General features: G+C 34.0%; 29 protein-coding genes and 1 tRNA gene. 18 read left to right on the plus strand and 12 right to left on the minus strand.

Annotated elements, in window-relative coordinates; genetic code table 11:
• Positions 1–54 precede the first annotated feature (54 nt).
• From Q4P18_RS02810 to Q4P18_RS02840, 7 genes are all read right to left on the minus strand, one after another.
• Complete coding sequence (locus tag Q4P18_RS02810; protein ID WP_303335310.1) at positions 55–1,068, minus strand: 50S ribosomal protein L10; 1,014 nt, start codon at positions 1,066–1,068, stop codon at positions 55–57.
• Positions 1,069–1,707 (minus strand): 50S ribosomal protein L1, encoded by a 639-nt coding sequence (locus Q4P18_RS02815; RefSeq protein WP_303335313.1) that lies wholly within the window; start codon positions 1,705–1,707, stop codon positions 1,069–1,071.
• Between the two features lie 168 nt (positions 1,708–1,875).
• Positions 1,876–2,358 carry a 50S ribosomal protein L11 gene (locus Q4P18_RS02820; RefSeq protein WP_303335316.1) on the minus strand — a complete coding sequence of 161 codons (483 nt, stop codon included), beginning with the start codon at positions 2,356–2,358 and terminating at the stop codon, positions 1,876–1,878.
• Positions 2,358–2,825, minus strand: coding sequence for a transcription elongation factor Spt5 (locus Q4P18_RS02825; protein WP_303335318.1), 468 nt, complete (start codon positions 2,823–2,825; stop codon positions 2,358–2,360). The genes Q4P18_RS02820 and Q4P18_RS02825 overlap by 1 nt, the downstream gene beginning before the upstream one ends.
• A 215-nt stretch (positions 2,826–3,040) precedes the next feature.
• Positions 3,041–3,220 (minus strand): protein translocase SEC61 complex subunit gamma, encoded by a 180-nt coding sequence (locus Q4P18_RS02830; protein WP_303335321.1) that lies wholly within the window; start codon positions 3,218–3,220, stop codon positions 3,041–3,043.
• Positions 3,221–3,332: 112 nt separating this feature from the next.
• On the minus strand, positions 3,333–4,457 hold the full coding sequence (gene ftsZ, locus Q4P18_RS02835) for a cell division protein FtsZ (RefSeq protein WP_303335325.1): 1,125 nt from the start codon (positions 4,455–4,457) through the stop codon (positions 3,333–3,335).
• Positions 4,458–4,751: 294 nt separating this feature from the next.
• Positions 4,752–5,324, minus strand: a complete 573-nt coding sequence (locus tag Q4P18_RS02840) for a pyruvate kinase alpha/beta domain-containing protein (RefSeq protein ID WP_303335326.1) — start codon at positions 5,322–5,324, stop codon at positions 4,752–4,754.
• A gap of 62 nt (positions 5,325–5,386) precedes the next feature.
• Between Q4P18_RS02840 and Q4P18_RS02845 the strand changes: the two genes are divergently transcribed.
• From Q4P18_RS02845 to Q4P18_RS02860, 4 genes are read left to right on the plus strand one after another with little or no spacing between them, the layout of a single operon-like run.
• Positions 5,387–6,250 carry a coenzyme F420-0:L-glutamate ligase gene (locus tag Q4P18_RS02845; RefSeq protein WP_303335328.1) on the plus strand — a complete coding sequence of 288 codons (864 nt, stop codon included), beginning with the start codon at positions 5,387–5,389 and terminating at the stop codon, positions 6,248–6,250.
• A 60-nt stretch (positions 6,251–6,310) separates the two neighbouring features.
• Positions 6,311–6,829, plus strand: a complete 519-nt coding sequence (gene tfe / locus Q4P18_RS02850; protein WP_303335329.1) for a transcription factor E — start codon at positions 6,311–6,313, stop codon at positions 6,827–6,829.
• Positions 6,830–6,834: 5 nt separating this feature from the next.
• Positions 6,835–7,317 carry a TIGR00295 family protein gene (locus tag Q4P18_RS02855; RefSeq protein ID WP_303335332.1) on the plus strand — a complete coding sequence of 161 codons (483 nt, stop codon included), beginning with the start codon at positions 6,835–6,837 and terminating at the stop codon, positions 7,315–7,317.
• 6 nt (positions 7,318–7,323) lie between these two features.
• Entirely contained in the window at positions 7,324–8,232 is a 909-nt protein-coding gene (locus Q4P18_RS02860; RefSeq protein ID WP_303335334.1) for a DUF5591 domain-containing protein, read from the plus strand.
• 5 nt (positions 8,233–8,237) lie between these two features.
• Here Q4P18_RS02860 and Q4P18_RS02865 read toward each other — a convergent pair whose 3' ends face one another.
• Positions 8,238–9,335, minus strand: a complete 1,098-nt coding sequence (locus Q4P18_RS02865; protein WP_303335336.1) for a glycosyltransferase family 2 protein — start codon at positions 9,333–9,335, stop codon at positions 8,238–8,240.
• A gap of 187 nt (positions 9,336–9,522) precedes the next feature.
• Here Q4P18_RS02865 and Q4P18_RS02870 point away from each other — a divergent pair, with 187 nt between their 5' ends.
• The 3 genes from Q4P18_RS02870 (at position 9,523) to Q4P18_RS02880 (ending at position 10,619) form a co-directional block, all read left to right on the plus strand.
• Complete coding sequence (locus tag Q4P18_RS02870) at positions 9,523–9,807, plus strand: metal-sulfur cluster assembly factor (RefSeq protein ID WP_303335338.1); 285 nt, start codon at positions 9,523–9,525, stop codon at positions 9,805–9,807.
• Between the two features lie 110 nt (positions 9,808–9,917).
• A tRNA-Ile gene (locus Q4P18_RS02875) sits at positions 9,918–9,992 on the plus strand.
• Positions 9,993–10,115: 123 nt separating this feature from the next.
• On the plus strand, positions 10,116–10,619 hold the full coding sequence (locus Q4P18_RS02880) for an amino acid-binding protein (protein ID WP_303335340.1): 504 nt from the start codon (positions 10,116–10,118) through the stop codon (positions 10,617–10,619).
• Here Q4P18_RS02880 and Q4P18_RS02885 read toward each other — a convergent pair.
• Positions 10,616–10,894: a HypC/HybG/HupF family hydrogenase formation chaperone gene (locus tag Q4P18_RS02885; protein WP_303335342.1), complete on the minus strand. Its 279-nt coding sequence runs from the start codon at positions 10,892–10,894 to the stop codon at positions 10,616–10,618. The two genes, Q4P18_RS02880 and Q4P18_RS02885, sit on opposite strands and share 4 nt — an antisense overlap.
• 95 nt (positions 10,895–10,989) lie before the next feature.
• Between Q4P18_RS02885 and Q4P18_RS02890 the strand changes: the two genes are divergently transcribed.
• The gene (locus tag Q4P18_RS02890) at positions 10,990–12,291 is read left to right on the plus strand and encodes an NAD(P)/FAD-dependent oxidoreductase (protein ID WP_303335345.1); all 1,302 of its coding nucleotides are present in this window, start codon (positions 10,990–10,992) and stop codon (positions 12,289–12,291) included.
• Positions 12,292–12,299: 8 nt separating this feature from the next.
• Here Q4P18_RS02890 and Q4P18_RS02895 read toward each other — a convergent pair whose 3' ends face one another.
• From Q4P18_RS02895 to Q4P18_RS02905, 3 genes are all read right to left on the minus strand, one after another.
• Positions 12,300–13,349 (minus strand): glycosyltransferase, encoded by a 1,050-nt coding sequence (locus tag Q4P18_RS02895; RefSeq protein WP_303335347.1) that lies wholly within the window; start codon positions 13,347–13,349, stop codon positions 12,300–12,302.
• Between the two features lie 9 nt (positions 13,350–13,358).
• A complete protein-coding gene (locus tag Q4P18_RS02900) occupies positions 13,359–14,333 on the minus strand; it encodes a cell wall biosynthesis protein (RefSeq protein ID WP_303335909.1) in 975 nt (324 codons plus the stop codon).
• 63 nt (positions 14,334–14,396) lie between these two features.
• On the minus strand, positions 14,397–15,458 hold the full coding sequence (locus Q4P18_RS02905) for an mRNA surveillance protein pelota (protein WP_303335349.1): 1,062 nt from the start codon (positions 15,456–15,458) through the stop codon (positions 14,397–14,399).
• A 66-nt stretch (positions 15,459–15,524) separates the two neighbouring features.
• On the opposite strand from Q4P18_RS02905, the gene Q4P18_RS02910 reads away from it, so the two are divergent.
• The 10 genes from Q4P18_RS02910 (at position 15,525) to Q4P18_RS02955 (ending at position 25,587) form a co-directional block, all read left to right on the plus strand.
• Complete coding sequence (locus Q4P18_RS02910) at positions 15,525–16,826, plus strand: prephenate dehydrogenase (protein ID WP_303335352.1); 1,302 nt, start codon at positions 15,525–15,527, stop codon at positions 16,824–16,826.
• Positions 16,827–16,834: 8 nt separating this feature from the next.
• Positions 16,835–17,077 (plus strand): hypothetical protein, encoded by a 243-nt coding sequence (locus Q4P18_RS02915; RefSeq protein WP_303335354.1) that lies wholly within the window; start codon positions 16,835–16,837, stop codon positions 17,075–17,077.
• Positions 17,078–17,540: 463 nt separating this feature from the next.
• The gene (locus tag Q4P18_RS02920) at positions 17,541–19,733 is read left to right on the plus strand and encodes a CDC48 family AAA ATPase (RefSeq protein WP_303335356.1); all 2,193 of its coding nucleotides are present in this window, start codon (positions 17,541–17,543) and stop codon (positions 19,731–19,733) included.
• Between the two features lie 115 nt (positions 19,734–19,848).
• Positions 19,849–20,682, plus strand: coding sequence for a methanogenesis marker 8 protein (locus tag Q4P18_RS02925; protein WP_303335358.1), 834 nt, complete (start codon positions 19,849–19,851; stop codon positions 20,680–20,682).
• A gap of 15 nt (positions 20,683–20,697) precedes the next feature.
• A complete protein-coding gene (gene thiC, locus Q4P18_RS02930; protein WP_303335360.1) occupies positions 20,698–21,972 on the plus strand; it encodes a phosphomethylpyrimidine synthase in 1,275 nt (424 codons plus the stop codon).
• Between the two features lie 89 nt (positions 21,973–22,061).
• Complete coding sequence (locus Q4P18_RS02935; protein ID WP_303335362.1) at positions 22,062–22,409, plus strand: glutaredoxin family protein; 348 nt, start codon at positions 22,062–22,064, stop codon at positions 22,407–22,409.
• 181 nt (positions 22,410–22,590) lie between these two features.
• Positions 22,591–22,947: a glutaredoxin family protein gene (locus Q4P18_RS02940; protein WP_303335365.1), complete on the plus strand. Its 357-nt coding sequence runs from the start codon at positions 22,591–22,593 to the stop codon at positions 22,945–22,947.
• Positions 22,948–22,962: 15 nt separating this feature from the next.
• Positions 22,963–23,448, plus strand: a complete 486-nt coding sequence (locus tag Q4P18_RS02945) for a ferredoxin-thioredoxin reductase catalytic domain-containing protein (RefSeq protein WP_303335368.1) — start codon at positions 22,963–22,965, stop codon at positions 23,446–23,448.
• Between the two features lie 9 nt (positions 23,449–23,457).
• Positions 23,458–25,113 (plus strand): ATP-dependent DNA ligase, encoded by a 1,656-nt coding sequence (locus Q4P18_RS02950; RefSeq protein ID WP_303335370.1) that lies wholly within the window; start codon positions 23,458–23,460, stop codon positions 25,111–25,113.
• 75 nt (positions 25,114–25,188) lie between these two features.
• Complete coding sequence (locus Q4P18_RS02955) at positions 25,189–25,587, plus strand: OB-fold nucleic acid binding domain-containing protein (RefSeq protein ID WP_303335372.1); 399 nt, start codon at positions 25,189–25,191, stop codon at positions 25,585–25,587.
• Positions 25,588–25,614: the final 27 nt, after the last annotated feature.

Raw genomic sequence — 25,614 nt, forward strand, 5'->3', positions numbered from 1 at the left:
AATTTAATTTTTTATTAAATTATTGTTAGTTTTAAAAAATTTTAAATTTTAATTTTATCCGAATAAAGCACCTAATCCCATAGCTGCTTCTTCTTCTGCATTTTCTTCTTCCTCTTCTTCTTCCACTTCATCAACAGTTTCATCTTCTTCTACAACTGCAACGGTAGCTGCAGCAGCATTAGATAATTTTTCTGCTAATTCATCGTCTAAAGCTCCTTCAGTATCAGCAACAAGGTTTGCTAATGCTAACATTTTTGCTTGTGCTAAACCAATTAATGGTTCTGAAGTTTCTGAGGTTGCATAAGCACTTTCCATAGCAACGTTGAATGCTTTGGTGTATGCATTTGAGATAATTGCAGATATTGTTTCCTCTGTAGGTATTGCTGCATATACAGATATGTTGAATGCTTTTGTAAATGCATCTTGAACCTTAGCTATGGTTTCTTCCTCATCGATTGCGAGTACATCAGAGGTGTAAATAGCTCCGTCTTCATATACTGCTTTTAAATCTATACCTACTTCCATTGGGTTAATATCCATTCTGCTTAAAGTACTAGCTACTTTAGCGGATACTTCTTCACCTGCTTTAACAAGTACGGTTTCTTTTGAAACTACAATTTTACCTTTGTCAATTTTAGCAGGAATACCCACTTGTTGTAATTCTCCTAAAAATGGACCTGGTTCAAATCCAGTGTCCCCTTCTGGAATAACAATATCATCAACTGCAATGGATCCTGGTTTTGCAGGAGCTGCAGTTTTGCTGTCTTCCAAGATTTTGTATAATCTGAAAGGATTCATTTCAGTTGCAATGATAGCAACTTGACCATCCATATAATCGGATAAATCAGTGATATCGTTTTTATCAGAATTACAATCTTCAAGTGCTAAATCAATAAGATTTTTCTTAGACATTCTTATAACAGCTTTTCCTAAGAGAGATTTTCTCATTTCTTGGAGCTGTTTTGCTGGAATGTTTAATAAGTCGACAATTCCAACAACATCATAAGAGTCTATTAACCCTTTGAGTTCACTAACTTCTTCTTTTTTCCATTCAGCAACATGAGCCATCTAGATCACCCTCACAGTTGGACCCATAGTTGTTTTAATAAACATGGATTTTATTTGACTTCTTCCTTTATCTAATTGGCGGTCTAAGACAGTAAGAACAGTTTCAATATTTTCAGCTATCTCTTCATCGGTCATATCTTGACTTCCAACAATTACTTGGATAGAAGGTTGTTGTTTAATACCTACTTTAATGGTATTTTGTAACCTTTCTAAAAGTGGATCTAATTTGATACTAGCTGGCACTGGTTTTGGCATTTTATTACGTGGACCAAGAACTGGACCTAAAAATCTACCAACAAGTGGCATCATATCAGCTTGAGCTACAAAGAAATCAACAGAGTTTGCTGCACGTTTTGCTGCTTTTCTGTCTTTTCCTAAAGCTTCTAAATCCTCTTTGTTTAATACAAGATCGACACCAGCGTTTTTAGCTTGAACAATGAGTTCCCCATCAGCAATGACTCCGATTTTTACTTCTTTGCCACGGCCATTAGGAAGAGTAACTTCCTCATTAAACCTATTTTCTGGTTTTTTGACATCTAAGTCACGGACATTAATAATAGCATCCATAGACTGTGTGAAGTTCCTCGGCTTTGACTCTTCTTTTGCCTTCTTCACCGCTTCTATTACATCTTGTGTCATATTATCCCCCATGAACAATTGTTCATTGGTTAATTGGTTTCATGAGTATCTACTTAAGAAAAAATCTTTTTCGATTGCATGAATAAAAACAGTATATCAATTATAATTATGAATTATAACATCATATACACTGTGTATAAATTTAATTCTATTCTATACTAATGATATTCATTCTACTAAAATATCATCATATACTCCAGCATCTACATCTTTTTGTGCATCTCTTGGGTCTTTACCGTCAACAGAAAGTCCCATACTTACACAAGTTCCCATAACCTCTTTAACTCCAGCTTTGTAATCGTTAGCAAGTAAAGAATCGAATTTCATTCTTGCGATTTTTAAAGCTTTGTCAATCGGTAAATCATTAACAATGTCTAAACCTGGTTCATGGGAAGCTTTTTCTATGCCTAATTCTTCCATAATAAGTGATGTAGTTGGTGGTGTACCAATTTCGACTTCGAATTCTTTGGTATCACGATCAATACTAATTTTTACAGGAACTTTCATACCTGCGAAATCAGCACTTTTATTGTTGATTTCTTCAACAACTTGCATCATATTAATACCGAAAGGTCCTAATGCTGGGCCTAATGGAGTTCCAGCAGTTGCGCTTCCACCTTCGATAAGAACTTCGACTGTATCTTTAGCCATTAGTCAGCCTCCTTTTGTATGATTCTAATTTGATCAGCTTTTACAGTAACCGGAATAGGTACTGCTGCTTCTATTAACTCGAGAACTACTTCTTCACGTGATTCATCTATACGAACCACTTTAGCTTTTTCTCCTTTGAAAGGACCTGAAATAAGTTCAACAATACTCCTTTCTTTAATTGAAGAAATAATAGGTTCTGGTTTTAAGAATCTTTTTGCCTCTTCAAAGGTAATTCCATGTTTACCTTCAACAACCCCTCTTAAATGTTGAACTTTAAGATTCGGATTTCTTAAATCAATTTTTGTTGAAGATTCAACTAAGATGTACCCTTTTAAAGATTCAGGGGCAAGGATTGATGAAATACCAACACCATCTAGGTGAGCTTTACGAGCTAATAACCTAGCTACATTCTTTTCTTGACCAGCAGATGTCTTAAGAGCGTATATGGTATTCTCAGTATTTTCCATGAAAAATTCACCTATTCAATATTTCTACTTGTTAATAAAATCAATTATTAAATAAAAGTATTATAGAAACCATGATTAAATCAAGATTTATATAATATTAATAGTTTATAAAAAGTAGTATTTAAATGTTTCAAAAAAAAGGTTATTTGAAATGAAAAAATAGTTTAAAAAAAATATCTTATTGAGATTAATAATAAAAAATTGGAATAGGAAAACTATAATCCAATTAATTGACTTATTAAAACAATAACAAAACCGATGATACCAATTACAACAATACCCAAAGCAGTGATTTTAGAAAACTGCATGTATTCTTCACCATCTGGTTTTCTTGATACTTTTAATACTCTTTTACAATCTTTCCAAGTTTTTTCTAATTTTTCTTGCGCATTCATTTTAAAAATCCCAATAAAACTATAAAATAAAAATTATGTTAAAATAAAGCAATGAAAATAATTTATAATTTATTAATTAATAATGTTTTGCATCAAATAATAAAAAATAAAATTAGAAGATTCCATCAATGAAATCATCTAAGTCATCTTCATCATCTTTAATGATAGCAGATTCATTTACCTTAATCCTATCAGAATCGTCTTCAGATTGGATTCCGGAAACTACAATAGTGGTTCTGATTGTATTGTCTAAGGACTCGTCAATTTGAGCTCCCCAAATAATATTTGCTTCCGGATCAAGTTTGTCTGCAACAACTTGTACAATCTTTTCAGATTCATGTAAAGTTAAGTCAGAATTACTTGAAATGTTAATTAATGCACCAGTAGCATTGGATACATCAATATCTAATAATGGGCTGCTTAATGCTTCATGTACAGATTCTAAAGCTCTATCGCCAGAATTGGATTCTCCCATACCAATCATTGCCATTCCAGAACCTTCCATGATACTTCTGATATCAGCAAAATCAAGACTTACTAAACCTTGTTTTGTGATCAATTCGGTAATTCCTTTAACAGCTCTTCCCAAGATTTCATCAGAAACCATGAATGCTTTGTTTAAAGGTAAATTAGGAGCAACTTCCAATAATTTGTCATTTGGAATAATAATTACAGTGTCAGCAGCTTCTTTAAGTTTTGCCAAACCTTCTTCTGCATTTTCTCTTCTTCTGATTCCTTCAGCTGAAAACGGCATGGTAGCTACTGCAACAGTCAATGCACCTGTTTTTTTAGCTAATTTAGAAATGATTGGAGCTGAACCAGTACCGGTTCCTCCACCAAGACCACAGGTAACAAATACCATATCTGCGCCTTCTAATTCATCCCTAATTTCATCTTCACTTTCTTCAGCACACTCTTCTCCAATTTCAGGTTGGCCTCCAGCACCAAGCCCTCCACAGGTTTGCTTTCCAAGAAGAATCTTTTTGCTAGCTTCACTATAATATAAATCTTGCGCATCAGTGTTTACAGTAATTGTTGTAGCACCTTCAATACCCATTTCGTTCAATCTTGAAACTGTATTGTTTCCTGCTCCACCTGCTCCTACAACATAGATATTTGCTTTATTTCTATTTATTATATCTATAAGATCATCATCAATATCAGCGGAAATTTTTTCAGGTGGTTTCTTTTCCATTCTTTTTTCGGATTCTTTAATTGCATCATCTATAAATTTCACAAACTAACCCCACATAGACTACTTTAAATTGTTAATATTTATATTTTAACTAATATTTAAATGCAACTACTATATGAATGAAAATAATTTAAAATGAATAACAATAACTAAAAATACTTTAAATCATCCATATAGCACCAATAATCAATTAATGATTAAAATACGAATAATAAACCATTATAACATTAAATAATGGCGAAAATTGTTAAAATCAAATATTTAATACTATTATTATATATACATTCTTCAAGTAATTTAAAGATTACGATTTTTAAAAATAAATTAAAAAAATAGCTATGGTCTAGGCATAGCAATAATTTCATGGAATTTTAAATCAAAGACATTAGTCATATTAGCAGGTGTTAAAACAGCCGCTGAATCCAATCCCTGGCCTCTTCCACCAATAGCAATAATTTCCTCATCCACAGGAATAAGTCCAGCATCAGCAGTCATGATAGATATTTCAGCACCTACCTTAATACCGTGTGAAAACATCCTAAGTGTTTCAGCAATAATATCAGAAGGATTAATTCCCCCAAACCTGTTAGTTATTCCACGGCCAACACCGCTCAAAGCATGGGATCCTATGAAAGTATAGATCCCTTTTTCATTTAGTTTCCCGATCATTTCATCAGAAATGTCCAATTCATTAGGATTCTTAAAACCGGCATGATGAGTTACATTGATTATCTTAACATCAATATCATCAAGTGCATCAGCCAACAACAATGCAGATTCACCAGTTGCAGATGCCACAACAACATAATTTATATCATCAGAGCGTTCTAATCTTTCCTTAACAAGTTCAATTACTTTTGCAGTATTTTGCTTACCTTCTTTGTCAAAATATTCTACCTTTTCCTCCATATAACCACCAGTTTCAATTATAATTATATAATCCGATATCCTATATATTATTTAAGATTTACATGAATTCATTAAATAACATAAAACATACTGAAATTGAAGATTATTACATAATACCTATTGAAACTGGCTACATCAAACCAAATGAAAATTTGGATGTTATAATAGAACCTGCAAAAGAATTAATGGAAGATGGAGATTATCTGGTAATTGCCGAAACTCCAATATCCATATCACAGGGAAGGCTTGTTGATGAGGCGAATTATAAACCTGGAATTACAGCAAAACTACTTGCAGGAGTCTGGAGCAAATACCTATGGGGATATTTGTTCGGACCCCTCCTGGGAATTAAAAAAAGAACGATAAAAAACTTAAGAAGATTGCCTCCTGAAACACAAGCACACAAAGAGGTTGTCCTACAGCTATATGGATTGAAACATGCTTTAAAACCAGCTTCAGAAGCAGGGATTGATTTGAGCAATGCTCCCGGAACCAGCGTTTCGCTTTTGCCTGAAAATCCTGAAAAGGTAGCATCAGAAATTAAGAAAGAGATAAACAAAGACGTAAAGGTAATGATTATCGATACCGATGCAACATATATGAAAAATGGAAAATATTTTACAGGACTTCCAATAGCCATTGATGGAATTGAAGCGGACAAGGGAGTTTTTGGATATGTTAAAGGACAGCTGTCCGAAAATATGGGATCCACACCTTTAGGATGTTCCGATGAAATTAGTGTTGAGGAAGGGTTGAAAATAGCAAATATTGCTGAAGACTATCAGAAATCATTAGAAACTGCAATGGCAACCATACACAGCGTCAAATCAGTTTTAGGAACTGATGAGGGAGGGGTAACCATTGAAGCATTGGACTCAATAACCCATACTCCGGCAGTGATAATTAGAAAGAAAAATTTATATTAATATAAAACCATATTATTAATATTATAAATTATAGTTCCATAACTGTTTAGGAGAAACTACATGATTGATGACCCATTAGTAAAATCTTTATTATTAAGCATACTAGAAACTGAAGAAAATTTAGAAATCGTCAAATGCCTTATTGATGGAATAGGTACTGATGAGGAAATTGCTGAAAAAACCGGCATAAAATTGAATTTTGTTAGAAAATTTTTATACAAACTATATGATGCAGGATTAGCAAGCTACAAAAGAAGCAAAGACCCTGAAACCCAATGGTACACCTACAGCTGGAAATTCGATGAAGAAGAAGTTATAAATATAATTAAAAATTCTTCAGAGCTTACCCTCAAACAATTAAATGAAGAATTAGAAAACGAAGAGTCAAACATGTTTTTCATTTGTCCGGAAGGACATTACAGATTAAACTTTGAAAATTCATCAGAACTAGAATTTATCTGTCCGGAATGTGGTGAAGAATTGATTTTCCACGACAATGCTGAAATAATTGAAGAGTTGAAAAGGGACATTGAAATTGTAGAGAATAATTTCAAATCATTTTCAAAGAAAATCAAATAGATACAATGGAAATAGAAGTCTTAAAAAAGGCCAAATGCCCCGAAAATGTCATAGATCATTGTATTGCAGTTTATAAAAAATCTATGAAAATGGCTAAAGATTTTGATAATGTTGATTTAGATCTTATTAAAACAGGTTCTCTACTTCATGATATTGGTAGAAGCAAAACCCATGGAATAAAACATGCCATCGAGGGTGCAAAAATAGCTGAAGAACTCGGTTATGATGAAAAGGTATGCAATATCATAGAAAGACATATTGGAGCAGGAATAACCGAAAAAGAAGCAGAAGAACTAGGGCTTCCAATAAAATCATATGTTCCCCAAACGTTAGAGGAAAAAATTGTTGCACATAGCGATAACCTGATAAGTGGAACCGAAGAAGTGGACCTTAATTTTGTAATTGATAAAATTAGAAGAAAAGTAGATAATCCTGAAGAAAAAATAGATAGGCTTATTTTACTTCATAATGAACTTAAACAAGCGTGAACAAAAATGAAAGTAATATGCTCAAGTGAAGAATCTCTCTACCGTCCAGAAGCTGTTAGATGGAGAGAAAGAATGGAACTTATGAAACCAATGGGAGATACTGTAGTCCTACTTCCATGCAGTATGAAAAAACCTTATTCTAATTCTAAATCACACATGCAGTTTAGAAAAGCTACACGTTCATTTCAAGAACTAATAATAACTTCTCCTTTTGGAATATGCCCAAGGGAACTTGAAAATACATTCCCGATCCAATCATATGATGTTGCAGTTACAGGGGACTGGTCACAGGACGAGATTGATGAAGCTGGAAAACTTCTTAAGGAATATGTAAAAGGAAAAAATGTCGTTGCAAATGTAAGCGGAGGATATGAAGAAGTTTGCAGACAGTATTTGGATGAATGCACATATACCTGTGAAAACGGAAGACCAACTTCACCAGATTCAATCTACAACTTAAGAACCGAACTTAAAAATCATGAAAAGGTTCCTAGAAGAGAAAAAGTCCTGCATGAACTCAGATCAATTGCTGTTTATCAATGGGGTCCGAAAGCTGTTGAGTTTATACCAGACAATGTGAAAACCCGTGGAAGATACCACAGGAAAATCATGGTGGACAATCAGCCTATAGCTATGCTAAATAGAGATTATGGCCTTTATACTCTTAATTTGAAAGGGGGAGAAATTCTTAAAGATTTGGGATTGAATATTGTAAATATCGATTTCAATCTTGAAACTAATACAGTATTTGCACCAGGAATTAATAAGGCATCCCACAACATAATTCCTCAAGATGAGGTTGTTGTTGTAAAAGACGATGAGGTTGTTGGAGTTGGAAAAGCGGTGATGACTGGCCGTGAAATGGAAGCATGCAAAAACGGGATTGGTGTAAAAATAAAATATAGGGTAAAATAAAACCCTTAATTACTTTTTTTTGTATGTATTGCAGATTCCACCAATGTTGACATTGTGGACAGCAGCAATATTGATTTTAAAGAACTTTTGTGTATTTCCCTTAGCTTGTTAATACTTTTAAGAAGTTCTATATTTTCTTCTTTTGTAAGTGAAGCTCCTCTCCAAGCGTTTATCCAATACATAAGATAAGGATCTATTGTAACCTGCACCTCTTTTGGATAATTTACAGTTAGTTTTCTGCAATATGTATATGAATCCATTAGCTCTTTCAAGAATCTTGCATCAACATCATGAGTTATTGACTTGTCCTCACCAGAATCACGAATATAATAATTGCAACACATGTAATTGTTTAAAAATACTATGCCTTTTGCCTTAAGGAAAACTTCAAATGAGAATGCCAAATCCTCCCCGCAACGAAAATCGGGAAAACGAATATCATTATTTTTAATGAAATCTGCCCTGTATATCTTGCTCCAAACTGCAGGGGGAATGTTTAGGATATCTATTTCTTCCTGAATGTCCTCAATAACAATTTCATCGATTGGCCTATCCCTATTGTAATTTGATGGATTGTCCCTTCCATAAAGGATTCTTTTAAAAACGCTTTTCCAAAGAGCATCGGAAATATTTAAAGGATTTGCCTCCTGAAATTCTTCACCAGGATAATTTGTCTCTAGATCGTCAATAAATGGAGAATAGGATTTCTGAACCTTATCTGGAAATATTCGCCTAAAACGAGCAAATGCAACATCAGCATCATGTTCAACTATTGCAGCATATAAAGTTTCGCAAGCGTCTTCAACAAATCTGTCATCAGGATCCAAAAACATCAGATAATTTCCTGTAGCCTCCTCAATCCCCCTATTTCTGGGAGCGGTTGCAGATCCGCTATTCTCTTCAAAATGAATGGCTTTGCAACAGTCATATTTAGCGGCGTATTCATCAATAATTTCCCCACTATCGTCTTTGGAACAGTCATCAACCATAATAATTTCAAGATTTTCATGGCCGATTGTCTGATTGATTAGCGAATCAATACCTCCCCTCAAGTGAGGACCTACATTAAAAATAGGTAAAATAATACTTATCTTATCATCCATAATTTTTCCACCATAAATATACAAAGAATATTATTTTCAATAAAGAGTATATGTTTTTATAGAATAAATAATTTAATATTGAAAAGATGGTTAATTTTTGATGTGACAATACATTAGTTATATATATTATTACTAATACACTTATTAATAGACAATTAATTTTCTTATATAATGAAGGAGGAATTTTATGTCAGAAGAAATGATTAACAAAGTTAGAGATGCTGTCGCAGTAATAAATGACCCTCATATGGGAGTAAGTATCGTAGAAATGGGTATTGTACAAGATATCGATGTAGACGGCGACAAAGCTAAAATTGTCATTAAACCAACCAACCCAGGTTGTATGAGTGTTGCACGTATCGCAGCTGATGCAAAAAATGAAGCTGAAAAAGTTGAAGGAATCGAAAAAGCTGAAATTGTTATTGAAGGACACATGATGGCAGATTCCATTAACGAAATGATTAACAAATAAAAATGTGTCCATACACATTTTATTTTTAATAAATGGATAACATTTATATATAATGAAAAATATAGTATAATTGTTGATTGAAATCAATATGATTTCTAATTTGTTTTTATAGGCTAGTGGCACAGCTTGGTTAGCGCGCTCGGCTGATAACCGGGAGGTCATGGGTTCGAATCCCATCTAGCCTACTATTTTTAATATTTTAACACTTTTAAGATAATTTTATATTCAAATAACTGTTTTTTTATCCTTAATTTTTTATAATTTAACAACCTAATAACTATATAACTTAAATGAAAAAAGGTTTTATAATGTGGGAAAAATTAAGGGAAAAATTTGAAAAATATCCTGCCAGAATGAAGGTAGCTAAAAAGATGATCGAACTTGGATTAAGTTTGAACGATGACGGGAAAATATATTGTGGTAACCTTAAAATAAGTGACAAGTCACTAGCTACTGCCGCCAATGTCGATAGAAGAGCAATAAAATCAACAATTGAAGTCATTCAAAACGATCCCGAATTATTCAATCTTTTTAACAACATCATGCCTGCAGGAACACTTTTAAAAAATATTGCTAAAAGTTTAAATCTCGGTGTGATTGAAATTGAAGTGACCTCTGAAAATGAAAATATTCTTTCTGCAGTTACAAAGATAATATCTGAAAAAAAAGTAAATATCCGTCAGGCCTATGCCGAAGACATTGAAATGGAAGAATATCCTCACTTAACCATAATTACTAATGAAATGGTTCCAGGAGACACCATAAACGAATTCTTAAAAATAAAAGGAGTAAATAGAGTTTCTATTTACTAGTCTAACATACCGGCATCTTTTCTTGCCAGTTCCATTTCTCTATCTTCTTCTTCGAGAACTTCCATTAATTCTTCCCAAGCTTCAAGAGATTCTTTTGCTGCTTCCTCGGTTAATTTTTCAATAGCATAACCTGCATGTATTAACACATAATCGCCTATTTCAACATCAGGTAACAAACTTATTTTTGCTTCTTGTCTTACCCCTCCAAAATCAGCAAATAAACATCCTTCTTCTTTATTTATCTCTACTACTTGAGCAGGTGCTGCAATACACATGATTTAATCCTCCTTAAAAATAGTTTGAAAAACAAAATATTATTATAAACTATATAAATAGATTATATATAAAATTATCTAAATGTGGTGAATAAATGAAAAATATAGTAATAGGTTCAGGACCTGCCGGAAGACTTGGATCACTTGAGCTTGGAAAATTAGGTGAAGAAGTTCTATTAATTGAAAAAAACCATATTGCAGGAACCTGCTTGAATGAAGGATGCATGGTTATTTGTGCATTGACAGACATTACAAAATATATTGAAACAAATAACAGATTCAATGCCCTTGGATTTGTCAAAAGCCAGCTTGACATTTCATATGAAAAGATTACTGAAAAAATAATTGAAACCCAGAAAAAGCTTAGAAAATTAAACCAGATGGAAAATGAAAGTGTTGGAAATACAATAATATATGGAGAGGCCAGCGTCGAAGGAGAAAATGTCATTGTAAATGGTGAAAGTTTCAGTTATGAAAAGCTTCTAATAGCTACTGGAGCAAGGCCATTCATACCGGACATTCCAGGAGCCGAATACGGCCTTACAAACAAGGACATTTTGAAAATCGATTCTATTCCCAAAAAGCTAGTGATAATCGGCGGAGGAATAATAGCCTGTGAAATAGCGAACATCTATGCAAAGCTTGGAAGTGAAGTGACAATACTTGCAAGAAGCGGATTTCTAAAGGACATAAACGATTCAGCCATAAACAAATACATTCTGGAAAATTTAATTCCTGAAGTGAAAGTCTATGAAAATGTGGATGTTTGCAAGATTACCAAAAATAGCGTCATAACTTCAACTGGGGAAAAATTTGAGGGAACTGCATTTTTTGCAACTGGAAGAGTTGCCAACTCTGAAATTGTTAAGGACGTTGTGGAATTAAATCCAAATGGAACCATAAAAGTCAATGAGTTTATGCAAACTAGTGAAGAACACATATATGCTGCCGGAGATGTTACTGGAGGATATCAACTAACACCAGTAGCGAGAAAAGAAGGAATATGTGCCACTAGAAACATGGCTGGGTATGCAAATAAAATAAGCTACGATGATATTCCTCAAGCGTTGACATTGAATCTTGAAGTCAGTTTTGTTGAAGATAAAAACATACCTGAAAACGCTGAAATTGTAGACATTGCAATACCTGGAATAGCCGGACCTGGAATATTCTGGAATATTCTAACAGGAGATACTGGAATGGCAAAGATATCCTTTGATGCAAATGAAAATAAAATCAAAAAAATAGCTACCATATCCCCATCATCAGGAGACGACATAGCTTATCTATCATACTTAATGAGAGAAAACTATGATTTGGACGATTATGCTGACTTTATAGAGGTACATCCGTCAACTGATACAAACTATAAAATAATAAAAAATATGTGGTTATGAAAAAACCATTATTTTTTTACTTTTTCTATTATTCTTTCCGCTAAAAGATCTTGAGAAATAGCTATGTCTGCAGAATATTTTTTACATCCTGCCCTAAGATCATCAGCAATATCCAAAGCCTCTTTTATCTTATCATTCAAGTTATAAACTTCGGCTTCTATTGTAGCGCCCTTGAATACCTCTTCCATATTGTGATATCTTCCCCATTTAATTCTTGTAAGGGAAATGCTAGGAACCTCACAGGCCACCGCTTCCTGAATGGTTAAACCATCATCAGTTACAACAGCCAAATCAATATAATCAAATAAATCAGATAACCAGTTGATATAACCCAGATAGATGATATTTTCATTCAGGTTATCCAAATAATCATCATGCAATGGAAGACCTATTAAAACCAAATTATAATCATCAGTCAATTCTGCAAAGTTATTGGCGCCTTCAATCATTCCTTTAAATATTGAAGATCCTGAAGAGAACAAAATGGTTCTTTTATTTTCATCAAATTTCTTCTCTTCCCTTAATTTTTCCAAAGCTTTATTTTTATCTCCCTTAACAAGACCATGGTTTACAGGGAAATAGGTTTTTGAAACACCTTTTGGGAGATTTTCATGTTTATAAAGGTTTGCTTCAGGCAAAACAAAACACGGATTGAATTTTGTACAGACTTTTGTATCCAAAGGAGTACAAATAATGGAAGCTGCTGGCTTGCCTGCCAATTTGGCGCCAACTGAACCTACAATAGCTCCTCCACCAATAACTCCTAAAACAAAGTCCACATCAAGTTTTTTAATAAGCTTTCTGATTTCAAATGTTGCATTAATCATTTTAAAAGCTGCCTTAATTGCTGATTTTTTTGTTGCAACAAAACCCCCTGCAACGGGAATTGAAATCTTGTGCCATGAATAACCATTATTTTTAAATAAAATTCCTGGAGCTGATTTATCAAGAGCTATTTCACATTCAACACCCTGTTTTTCAAGTGCTTTAATAGTGTTTAAAGCTATAGAAGCATCCCCACCAAGACCTCTACCAGTAATAACAACTAACGCCTTCATAGAATCCCTCTATAATTTACCTAATCTTACTTTATTGTTGTTAGAACGTCTGTTTGAAATGAAATTTGCATTTCTTGATGCATACGGATTGAATAACAATCTTCTGAATCCTAACATTATCAATATTGGATTTCTGACAACATACTGAGTGTCTTTCAAAATCAATTTTCTCAATAGATCTCCAAGGCCTCCACCAGTCAATACATCCATGAAGAAATCTCCAAATGTTGGATTTTTAATGCCCAGATTTCTTGAAAGGAATGGTCTTAGAGTACTTCTCCTTACGAATGCTGTAAGAGCAGTGGTTATTAATCCTAAGACAATAACTCCAACCAAACCTCCGAGCAAGTAGAATGAAATACCCAATGCAATTGCAAATGAATGATTTCCGACTTCCCCAAGCATTATCTTTCCTGAGAAATCCAATGGACAGTATCCTAAACATACTATTAACAATACCAATGGAGTATAGAATGCAGGAAGCTCATTAACAGGAGGTACGCCGAAAGCTACCATTAGAATAATAGTGACTAAAGACATTATGATTGTAATCATACAGGTTGTACCTGGCTGCATATCTGAAATATTGATTGGCTGAATTAAAAGTGCAATGAAAATTGCTGCAAATCCCAAATCCAAATAGAATCCCGCAATCATCACCAAAATCATACCTATTCCTCTTGCGAGCTGACCCCATTCAATTGAAATAGATGCGATTCTTTGACGTCCTAAAATATCATCAAATAGTGCAAAAACCCCTATGATTAAAATTAGACTATTGTATCCAGGCAAGAAGTAAAAACATAAAATTAAAAATGGAACTATTCCTATAGCTCTTGGAATTCCTCCCCTTACATTAGGATATAGGTTTCCCAAGTACCCCCTATTACCTAAATATCTAAATACCATTGTTAAAGCCACTGTACCTAAAGCGGATAAAATGAATATATAGATAAATACAATAACCATTGATTCATACATAATTATCACGAAATAAAAAATAAAATTCTATTAAAATAATATTATAGCATTAATATTATATATAATTTAAGAAATTGCATATCTCAAAATTGCAGCAACTCCTCCTAAAGATTCCAATTGTTGTCCACCTTCATGTTCGGAACTTATGACCACAACTTCACCACTCATATTTTCAACAATTTCCATGATGCTCTCCAGATTGTTTTTAGGAATTTCCAAATCCAATACAAGCAATTTTTCAACAGCACCCATATTTACTGCATCCTTTGTTTGTTGAAGGCCGTAAACCACTTTTGAAGAATTTTTAGCAATGTTGGTGAGTAGATCGTTTACTGCCATTATTTCATTGGCAACCCTATTTTCCACAGTTAGTTTTTCCACTGTTCCCTTTTTAATCACTTCACCAATACCTACCCTTCCCCCAGTGCCTATGTTTTCAACAATGGACTTTTTAGCCAGATCTTTATATTTGTCTTTTAGAAAGTCATAAAAATCATTCTTAACGAAACCAGGACCTGCAACGATTATGTTTTGAATGTCATCAAATTTTAGAATTGCGTCAACGATTTTTTGATAGAACTGTAGAATGTTCTTATTTCTGTTCTTATCGATTATGCGCTTACCTGAAACAGAACCGTTAATCGGGCCGTAATACTCTATTCCAAATTGTCTGATAAGGCCCAATGTGGCAGTGTCATCTTCAAGAACCACTATGATTGCAGATAACTTTTTAGAAGATTCAATAGCTTGATTGACCCTTTTTATAGCATACTTTGACCATTTGTCCTTTTTAATTATAAGTGGAGTATTCAACTTAACCTCCAAGGTGTGGTGAGATCCTAATGGAATCAAATCTTCAGGACCCCTTGTAATTACCCCTGTCAATCTTAATTTACCAGTGAATATATGAAAACTTATACTTTCAACTTCGATACCTAAGAAAAATGTTTTTTTGACACCCCTGTCGCTTCTTAGCTTATCCCCAGTATTGTCCTGTATACGTCTTGTTGTTTTAGAAGAAACATTGTCCCCAACTTCAACAATGTGTGAAAGATGCCATAAGTCATCTAATGTTTCGGGAAGTAGCTCCATCATTCCTTCTTTTTTGTCTTGTTTTAAAATTTTCATAATCTCACTAATTATATGGTTGCTAATTATATATAATACTTAAAATTAAAAATAATTAATGATAACATGAATATTGGAATAATTGGTGGGACCGATGGTCTTGGAAAAACAATAATAACATACTTACATGATGAATTTGACGTAGCTATAAGTGGTAGGGATCACCAGAAAGGTGAAAAGGTAGCAAACATGTATGATGTTGACTATTATGAATCTAATACCGAACTGGCTGAAAATAGCGATATTGTAATTGTTTCCGTTCCCATAAATTTTACACCATCCGTAATAAGAGAAGTTGCGCCCTATATGCAGGAGGGTTCACTTTTAGTTGATGTAACTTCAGTAAAAGAAGAACCCAGCAAGGTAATGGCGGAATCATTGCCTGACACTGTAGATTATATTCCAACTCACCCTATATTCGGACCTAGAACCGTCAATTTGGACAACCAAGTTATTGTTCTTACCCCTATTGAAAAAGGACCATGGTACGAAAAGGTCTACAATTTCCTCAAAAGCAAAAATATGGAGATTATTGAAACCACTCCAGAAAAGCACGATGAAATGATGGGAATTGTGCAGGTTCTAACTCATTTTTCATTCATCTGTTCCGCTTCAGCAATGGAAAAATTAAAAGTGAAAATCAGCGAAACAGAAGACTTTGAAAGTCCCATCTACAATCTGATGATAGATATGATTGCGAGAATCGTATCCCAAAATCCATATTTAACCTATTTTATTCAAACTATGAATCCTAATGGAGTAAAAATTAGAAACACCTTTGCGGATGCCGTTGTTGAACTTAAGGAAACCATCAACAATGGAGATGAAAGCACATTCGTCGAAATAGCCAATAGGGCAACTAAAAATATGGGAGATATTCAAGCGGCACTGGGTAGAAGTGACAAGGCAATCAATGCATTGAGTCATGAAAACATCATTTTAAATGAAAAGATCGGAGAGACTGTGGGACTTAAGCATATCTATTCCGGAAAGGTCCACATCGGAATTCTTGAAAAGGTCACCAAAGACACTATCTTTTTGAAGAAGGGCAATAAAACCAGGAAACTTAAGCTATCCAACATAGAAGTGTTGAGTCCTGAAGACCTTTATGAGTGGAAAATAGACAACTACAACCATATTGTTGAAGACATAAGCTGTGAATTTAATAAGCGCGTAAACTTGGAAATTATTCTGGAAACCATAAAAAACATTGAAAACATCATTTCATTTTCAATAATTGACATTTATACAGGACCACAAATCCAAGATGACCATATAAGCATTACATTCAAGATTACTGCACTTTATAAAGAAGCCATCGAAAAGGCAAAAGAAATATTAACCGGTTTTGGTGGAGTTATAAGATAGTGATAAGTATGGAGAAAAATCAAATAAAAGCAAAAGGATTTTCAAATGGCAGGGAAGTATATGTTGATCTGATCTATAACGATGATGGAACTGTATGTAGCAAATATGGAGACAGGATGCTTTGCACATGTACAGGCAGAACAGGAGATACGGCCACCCAATTCGTTTATGATGGAGATAAAGTTTATTGTCCCTCATGCAATCGTACACTTGAAGTTGTGGAAACTTATGAAGATTCCACACAAAACTAATTTTTTTATTTCGGGTTAAGATTAAAATGTTTTGTTTTAAAATATACGAACAATATTATTTTTTTTAAAAATACCCTAGATTAAACAATATACCCCATAAGCATCATCAAATCATCAGATAAATGAAAACTTATTTTAACATCTTAAAAATTAAAAAATAAAGTAAAATATAATTTTTTAACAAAAAACAAGATTTCTAATAAAGATTTTAAAAATAGTATAAATAGAAACATTTATATATGATGAAAACATAGTATATAAATGTAGCTACAAAATAGCTACTGTTACGATTAAAAAATTATTCATAACAATATTTATTTTTACTGTATTTTAACTTTTTAAACATGATTTTGCTAGTAGATAATAGTTCGTTTTAATATAATAAAACAAACAAAATCAAACGAAAACTTTATAAAAGATAACAACATTTAATAATAAGTGATATTACAAGGAGACTGATATAATGGTAAAAGATGAAATGACTTTAAAAGTTGCAGAATCAATCTCTCAAAGAGATATCGGACATGGAATCGCAAGACTCGATCCTGAAGTAATGAACGAGATGGGATTACAAGAAGGAGATCTCATAGAGGTTATTGGAGACAGAAAAACAGCAGCTATCGTAGCTGCATCCCAAACCGACATAGGTTTAGGAGTAATTAGAATTGACGGACTTGTACGTAAAAATGCTGGTGCATCAATTGGCCAAGAAGTTTTAATTAAGAAAACCAAAGCAATTGAAGCTAAAAAAGTAGTTCTTGCACCAATCGAAAATAACATAAAAGTACAAGGTGACGTACGCAGCTTATTTGCAGGAAAAGTAATGGTACAAGGTGACATCATTACCTCCCAAGTAAGAAGCAGACCAAGATCAATGGGAATGGGTTTTGACAGTTTATTCGATAACTTCATGGACTTTTCACCAATGACTGAAATCAAATTTGCAGTAGTTTCAACAAACCCTGCAGGTATTGTAATTGTTGGAGAAAACACCGAAGTAGAAGTTAAAGAAGAACCAGTAGACGTTGCAAGCATTGACGGTGTAAGCAACCTTCTTGATGTAACTTACGAAGATATCGGTGGACTTAAAGAGGAAGTTAAAAAAGTAAGAGAAATGATTGAAATTCCTCTTAAAAGACCAGAATTATTTGAAAAATTAGGTATTACCCCTCCAAAAGGAGTTTTAATGCAAGGACCACCAGGTACTGGTAAAACCTTACTCGCAAAAGCAGTAGCTAATGAAAGTGACGCACACTTCATTTCCATTGCTGGACCAGAAATCATGAGTAAATACGTAGGTGGATCTGAAGAAAACTTACGTGAAAAATTCGAAGAAGCAGAAGCAAATGCACCTTCCATCATATTTATCGATGAATTAGACGCAATTGCACCAAACAGAGAAGACACCCAAGGTGAAGCAGAAAGAAGAACTGTAGCACAACTCCTTACCTTAATGGATGGTCTTAAATCCAGAGGACAAGTTGTAATTATTGGTGCAACCAACAGGCCAGATTCAATTGACCCTGCTTTAAGAAGACCAGGAAGATTCGATAGGGAAATTGAAATCGGAGTACCTGATGAAGAAGAAAGATTAGAAATTCTCGAAATCCACACCAGAAGCATGCCACTTGCAGAAGATGTAGACTTAGAAGAATTCGCTAAAGTAACCCATGGTTTCGTTGGAGCTGACTTAGAATCATTATGTAGGGAAGCTGCAATGAGAGTAGTTAGAAGAATTATTCCAGATATCAAAAGCGATGAAGAAATTTCTGAAGACATTCTTAAAAAGATCATTGTTGAACCAAAAGACTTTAAAGAAGCATTAAAAGAAATTCAACCATCTGCACTTAGAGAAGTAATCGTTCAAGTACCAGATATCAAATGGGACGATATTGGTGGACTTGGAGAAGTAAAACAAGAATTACAAGAAGCTGTAGAATGGCCGTTAAGATATCCTGAAAAATTCCAAAAATTCGGTATCAGACCACCTAAAGGAACCTTACTTTACGGTATTCCAGGTACAGGTAAAACCTTACTTGCAAAAGCAGTAGCTAACGAAAGTGAAGCTAACTTTATTTCCGTAAAAGGTCCAGAATTATTATCCAAATGGGTAGGAGATTCTGAAGCGGGAGTAAGAGAAGTCTTTAGAAAAGCTAGACAAGCTGCACCAACCGTAATTTTCTTCGATGAAATCGATTCCATCGCAAGCAGCCGTAGTGGAAACGATGGTGACAGTGGAGTTACCAAAAGAGTTGTAAACCAACTTTTAACTGAAATGGACGGTATGGAAGAATTAGAAGACGTTGCAGTCATTGCAGCTACTAACAGACCAGACATTTTAGACGCTGGACTTATGAGACCTGGAAGATTTGATAGACATATCAAAGTAGATGTTCCAAATGAAGAAGGAAGGTTAGCTATCTTTAAAGTACATACTAAAGATATGCCACTTGCAGATGATGTAGACTTAGAAAAATTAGCACAAGAAACCGAAGGCTATGTTGGTGCTGATATTGAGTCCGTATGTCGTGAAGCTGCAATGTTAACTTTAAGAGAAAATATTGATGCTAAAGAAGTAAGCAAAAAATACTTCCAAGAAGCTCTTGAAAAAGTTAAACCTTCAGATGACGACAAAGAATTATTACAATACATGTAAATGTATAACTAAAGTGGAGACTTTATTGTCTCCATTTTTTTATAAATCCAATTAATACTTTTTTTAAAAAAAATAATACTTAATTTATTATAATAAAAATAATATATACTAATTCATGAGCAGGCATATTGTAGATGGATTAGGAAAAAGCAAAGTTACAATAGAAAACGGTAAAGTGACAAATGTTACAGAACCCAAAATCAGCTATTGTCCTCTTTTTGATCATCACAGAAATATTAAAGAAATAACTCCTGAAGCCGTAAAAGAAAATATGGAGTTTAGAATAAAAGATTTTGGAATGTGTACCAAAAACAGACAATTAAGAATGAAAGATTATCTTAATTTTGGAATTTCCGAAATAATTTGTACTCTTTTTAAAGAAGACATAATAGATTGTGCTGTAATGGTATGTGAAGGATGTGGAACTGTTCTTATCCAAGAAGCAGAATTAGCGCAAGGTGTTGGAGGCAGAGTCTCAGGACTTGTGGAAACTAGCCCAATCCCAGAAGTTATTGAAGGAATTGGAACAGATAACGTTTTAAATATAGAAACTGCCGAGATAAACCAAATCGACGGAATAAAAAAAGCTATAAGAAACGGATATAAGAATATTGCAGTTACAATTGCTTTAGCCAAAGACATTGAAGAAATCAATAGACTTAAAGAGACCTATCCTAATGTCAATATTTATGTTTTTGCTGTTCATACAACAGGAATTTCCAAAGAGGATGCCAGAGAATTATTTGATGGAAGTGATGTCATTACCGCATGCGCATCCAAACACATAAGGGAAATTGGAGATGAAGAATCTTTAAAAACTGTTGGTCAGTCAATACCCATCTATTCAAAAACCAAAAATGGTAAAAAGTTTCTTGAATTGAGATTGAAACATATTGGTGGAGAAAAGCCTAAAAAAGAAAATCCTGATTTACCTAATCCTTTAATTTAAATGGGAGGAATTAATTTGACACAAAAAAGTGAAGCACAAAAAGGCAATGCAACACCAGAAATGGAAATCGTTGCTGAAAAAGAGAATATCTCTATTAACAAACTCATAACATTAATAGCAGAAGGAAAAGTAGTTATACCAAAAAATATTAATGGAAATAGTCAGGCCTGCGGAATTGGTAAAGGTTTGACAACAAAAATCAATGCAAATATTGGATCTTCAAGTAAAATAGATGATATTGATTTGGAAGTCAAAAAAGCGAAAGTGGCTGTTGAATATGGTGCAGATGCAATTATGGACTTAAGTACCGGTTCAGATTTAATAACTTTTAGAAAAAAAATTATGGATGCTGTAGATGTACCTATCGGAACAGTACCTATTTATGAAGCAGGAGTAGCTACTTTAAGGAAAGGTAAAGAAATCATCGAGATGGACCCTGAAGATATCTTTAAATCAATTGAAAATCAAGCTAAAGAAGGTGTAGACTTTATGACTCTACACTGCGGCATAACAAAAGAACTTGTTGAAAAACTGCAGATAGCTAAAAGGATGATGGGTGTTGTAAGTAGGGGAGGAACATTTTTAACATCCTGGATTTATCACAATGATCAGGAAAACCCATTATATGAAAATTACGATTACATTTTAGAGATAGCCTATGAAAATGACATTACCCTTAGTTTAGGAGACGGTTTAAGGCCAGGGTGTCTTTCAGATGCAAGCGACATTCCTCAAATTCAGGAATTAGTAAATCTTGGAGTGCTTGTTAAAAGAGCGCAGGATGCAAATGTGCAGGTAATGGTAGAAGGCCCAGGACACATGCCACTTAATCAGATCAAGGCCAATATGGAACTTCAAAAGACAATATGTTATGGAGCCCCATTCTATGTGTTAGGACCTCTCGTAACCGATCTTGCACCAGGCTATGACCACATCACAGGAGCAATCGGAGGAGCCATAGCCGCATTTAGTGGAGCTGACTTTTTATGCTATGTTACTCCAGCAGAACACCTAACACTACCTAATTTGGAGGACGTGAAGGAAGGAGTTGTTGCATCCAAGATAGCTGCTGAAGCTGCAGATGTTGCAAACGGTCTCGAATCCGCATGGGCAAGAGAAAAAGAAATGGCAGTGGCCCGTAAGAATTTTGATTGGGAAAAACAATTTGATTTGGCCATAGATAAATCCAAACCACGCTCTTACAGAAACAAGTGCGAATTGGATGACGATGAAATGTGTGCAATGTGTGGAGAATACTGCGCAGTCAAAATAGCAAAAGGAGATTTTTAATTAATTGAATAATCTCCCAACTTTAAAAATAAAAACATTTATATATCGAATAGTTTCTATTATCAACACTAAAAAACGGAGATGATAATATGAACTACGAATCAAAAGATAGTGACATTACCCATGTAGCAGGAAACAACGCAGAAATGAGTGAAATCGAATGGAAACATGTTGATGGAGAAAACCACGGAAACATTAAATTGTTTGCACTTTCCACCTGCGGATGGTGTAAAAAAACCAGAATGTATCTAGAAGAAAATGAAGTTGCATATGATTACGTTTATGTAGATTTAACTACAGGTGCTCAACGTGACATTGTAATGAGGGAATTTGAAGAATACAACCCAGACATGTCATTCCCAACTATCGTAATCAACGGCAGCGAAGTAATCATCGGATATGAACCTGATGAAATGGCAAAAGAATTGAACATATAAATGTTTAAAGTAGGATACCGTTGAAAAATGTATCCTACAATCATTTATAATTCAAATAAAGAACCAATACTCTTTTTTTAAACCAATTAAAACTTAAAAATTATATTCAAAACTCATTTTACCAAAAACTTTATATATTTTAAAAAAATATAATAGGAATTACATTATAGGAGATGATATTATGGTAAATGAAACAGAAAACATAAACATTAGTGACGTAAATGGTAGTGACGAACAGTTAAGCAACATTCACTTCCACCATGTTGATGGAGAACAAAAAGGTTTTATCCAATTGTACGGACTTTCCACCTGTGGATGGTGTAAACAGACCAGAATGTTTTTAGAGGAAAATGAAATTGCTTACGACTACATCTACGTAGACTTAACATCTGGTGAAGAACGCGAAGCAGTTATGGAAGAACTTGAAAAATACAATCCAGACATGTCCTTCCCAACATTAGTAATCGGACATTCAGGAGTAATTGTTGGTTACGAACCAGAAGAAATAGCAACTGCATTAGCAATTCCAATGGAATAAGAAAAAGGTGATAACATGGGTAAAGCTTATGACGATTTCAAAAAGGATACCGAAAAAACCGGATACCGTGTGAATCCTGATGTTGAATTTGTTGAAATGTTACTTGAAAACATACAAGTGAATGATGACAGATATGGGTATCCTGCTTGCCCATGTAGATTAGCATCTGGAAAACGTGAAAAAGATCTCGATATCATATGTCCATGTGATTATAGGGATTCTGATTTAGATGAATATGGATTCTGTTTCTGTGCTTTATACGTTTCCAATGACGTCATTGAAAACAATAAAAAGATTCATTCAATTCCAGATAGGAGAATGAAAGCTTTGAAAGCAAAAAAAGAAGCAGAAAAACATGAAACCGAACAGATAACCATTGGAGGTCTCCAATATCCAGTATGGAGATGTAAAGTATGTGGTTATTTATGTGCTCGTCCAGAAGCACCAGAAATATGTCCAATTTGTAATGCTGACAAGGACAGATTTGAAAAATTTATGTAAGTGTCTTATATGCAATACCAAGAATTAGTTAATATTTACTCAGATTTAGAAAGTACTACAAAACGTTTGGAAAAAACAGACATCATAGCAAATTTCTTTAAAAAGCTTGATGGGGAAACATTATCTGAAGTAGGATTAATGATTCGAGGTAGAGTTTTTCCAGCCTGGAGCGGTGAAGAAATAGGGATTGGAAATAAGCTCTTGATGAAAGCAGTTGCAGAAGCAACAGGCACTACAGTAGACAAGGTTGAGGATGCTGTGCGAGACGAAGGAGATATAGGTCTTGCATGCATCAAACTCTTTAAAAATAAAACTCAGCAAACTTTTTTCTCACAGCCGCTAACAATAGATTTTGTTTTTAATAGCTTAAGAAAATTAGCTACCATTAGCGGTGCAAAGTCAACTAACCGTAAAATAGCGATACTGCTGGAACTTCTATCACAGGCCACACCTGTCGAAGCCAAATACCTTACAAGAACAGTTGTAGAGGAGCTTAGAATTGGAGTGGGCGAAGGAGTTTTGCGTGATGCAATAGCTCAGGCATTTGACATTGATAAAAAAATTGTAGAACGTGCACAAATGCTTACAAATGATTTAGGATTAGTTTCACTAGTAGCTATGGAGGATGGAGCTGAAGGACTTAAAAAACTTAATTTGAATCCTGGAACTCCTGTTAAACCAATGCTTGCTCAGCTTTCACCGCCATTAAATGAGATTATTGATGAGATGGGCTTGGCAATTTGTGAGACAAAATATGATGGAATTCGTCTCCAAATCCATAGGAACGACGATGAAATAACAATTTTTACTAGAAGACTGGAGAACATAACCCATGCACTTCCAGAAATTGTTGATTTGATTGACGAACATCTTCCACATCATAATTTTATTATAGAAGGTGAAGTAATAGCTACACAAGATGGAAAGCCTCTATCTTTCCAGAATGTTTTGCATAGGGTTCGCAGAAAGCATGATATTGACAAGGCTATTGAAAACGTTCCTTTAAAGTTATTCCTATTTGATTTACTTTTCTATAAGGTACCTATGCTTGACGAGCCTTTGATTGAAAGACGTAAAAAACTTACTGAAATTGTAGATACAACACCGGATGCCCTTAATTTAAGTAATATGGTATACGGTACTCCTGAAACAATTCCTGAAATAGAAGCATTATTTGAATTGTCTATTGAACAACACCATGAAGGAATCATGATTAAAGATGCAAATGAACCATACATTCCTGGATTGAGAGGTAAAAAAATGCTTAAATGGAAAGCTGAACCTGAAACTTTGGATATGGTTGTTTTGGGAGGAACACATGGAGTTGGAAAACGTGCAAACTTTATTGGATCATATTTAATGGGCCTTAGAGGAGAAAATGATGAGTTCAAGACTGTTGCATATGTTGCAACCGGTTTTGATGATGCCACTTTAGAATATATGACCAAAAAAATGGAAGAGTATAAGATTAGTGAAAAGGGCAGGCAGATAACCGTTGAACCTAAACTAATATTCGAAATAGCATTTAGCGAAATTGTAAAAAGCCCAGAATATGAAACAGGATACTCCTTAAGATTTCCTGTGTTTAAAAATCTTAGAAAAGATAAGGGACTTAATGATGTTGATACCGTTGAAAGATTGATTTCAATGTATATCAACCAGTAAATATCACATTTTAACTGCAATTTCTCAAATCCACTTCCTATCTCTTTTTTAAACTGATTCAAGAAATATTTTCTTATGGAAATTACTGATGACAAACTTATAAAAATAGCGCTTATTACAACACTTGTTGGAATTATCGGCCTGATTGTTTTTACCCCTTCAATTGAAGTTAAAGAAGTCAATGTTGAAGACCTTACAAAGGGAATGATCGATGAGCAAGTAGCCATTGCAGGAGTTGTGGAAGAGATAAAACCTTCTTCCAGCGGCAGCACCTATTTTTTAAAGGTTAACGATGGAACAGGACTTATTACTGCAATAGCTTTTGATTCTGTTGTAAGTGATATGGAGGATTCTAATTTAAGCATTGAAATGTTTAAGGATAAGAAGGTTAGGATTGATGGAAAGGTTACTGAATATAACTCAAAAATGGAATTGATAATATCTGACAGCAGCTCAATAAAAATTTTAAATTAATGCAAATATTTTCACCATATAGAAAAG

The sequence above is a fragment of the Methanobrevibacter sp. genome, from assembly GCF_030539665.1.
Classification (GTDB): Archaea; Methanobacteriota; Methanobacteria; order Methanobacteriales; family Methanobacteriaceae; genus Methanocatella.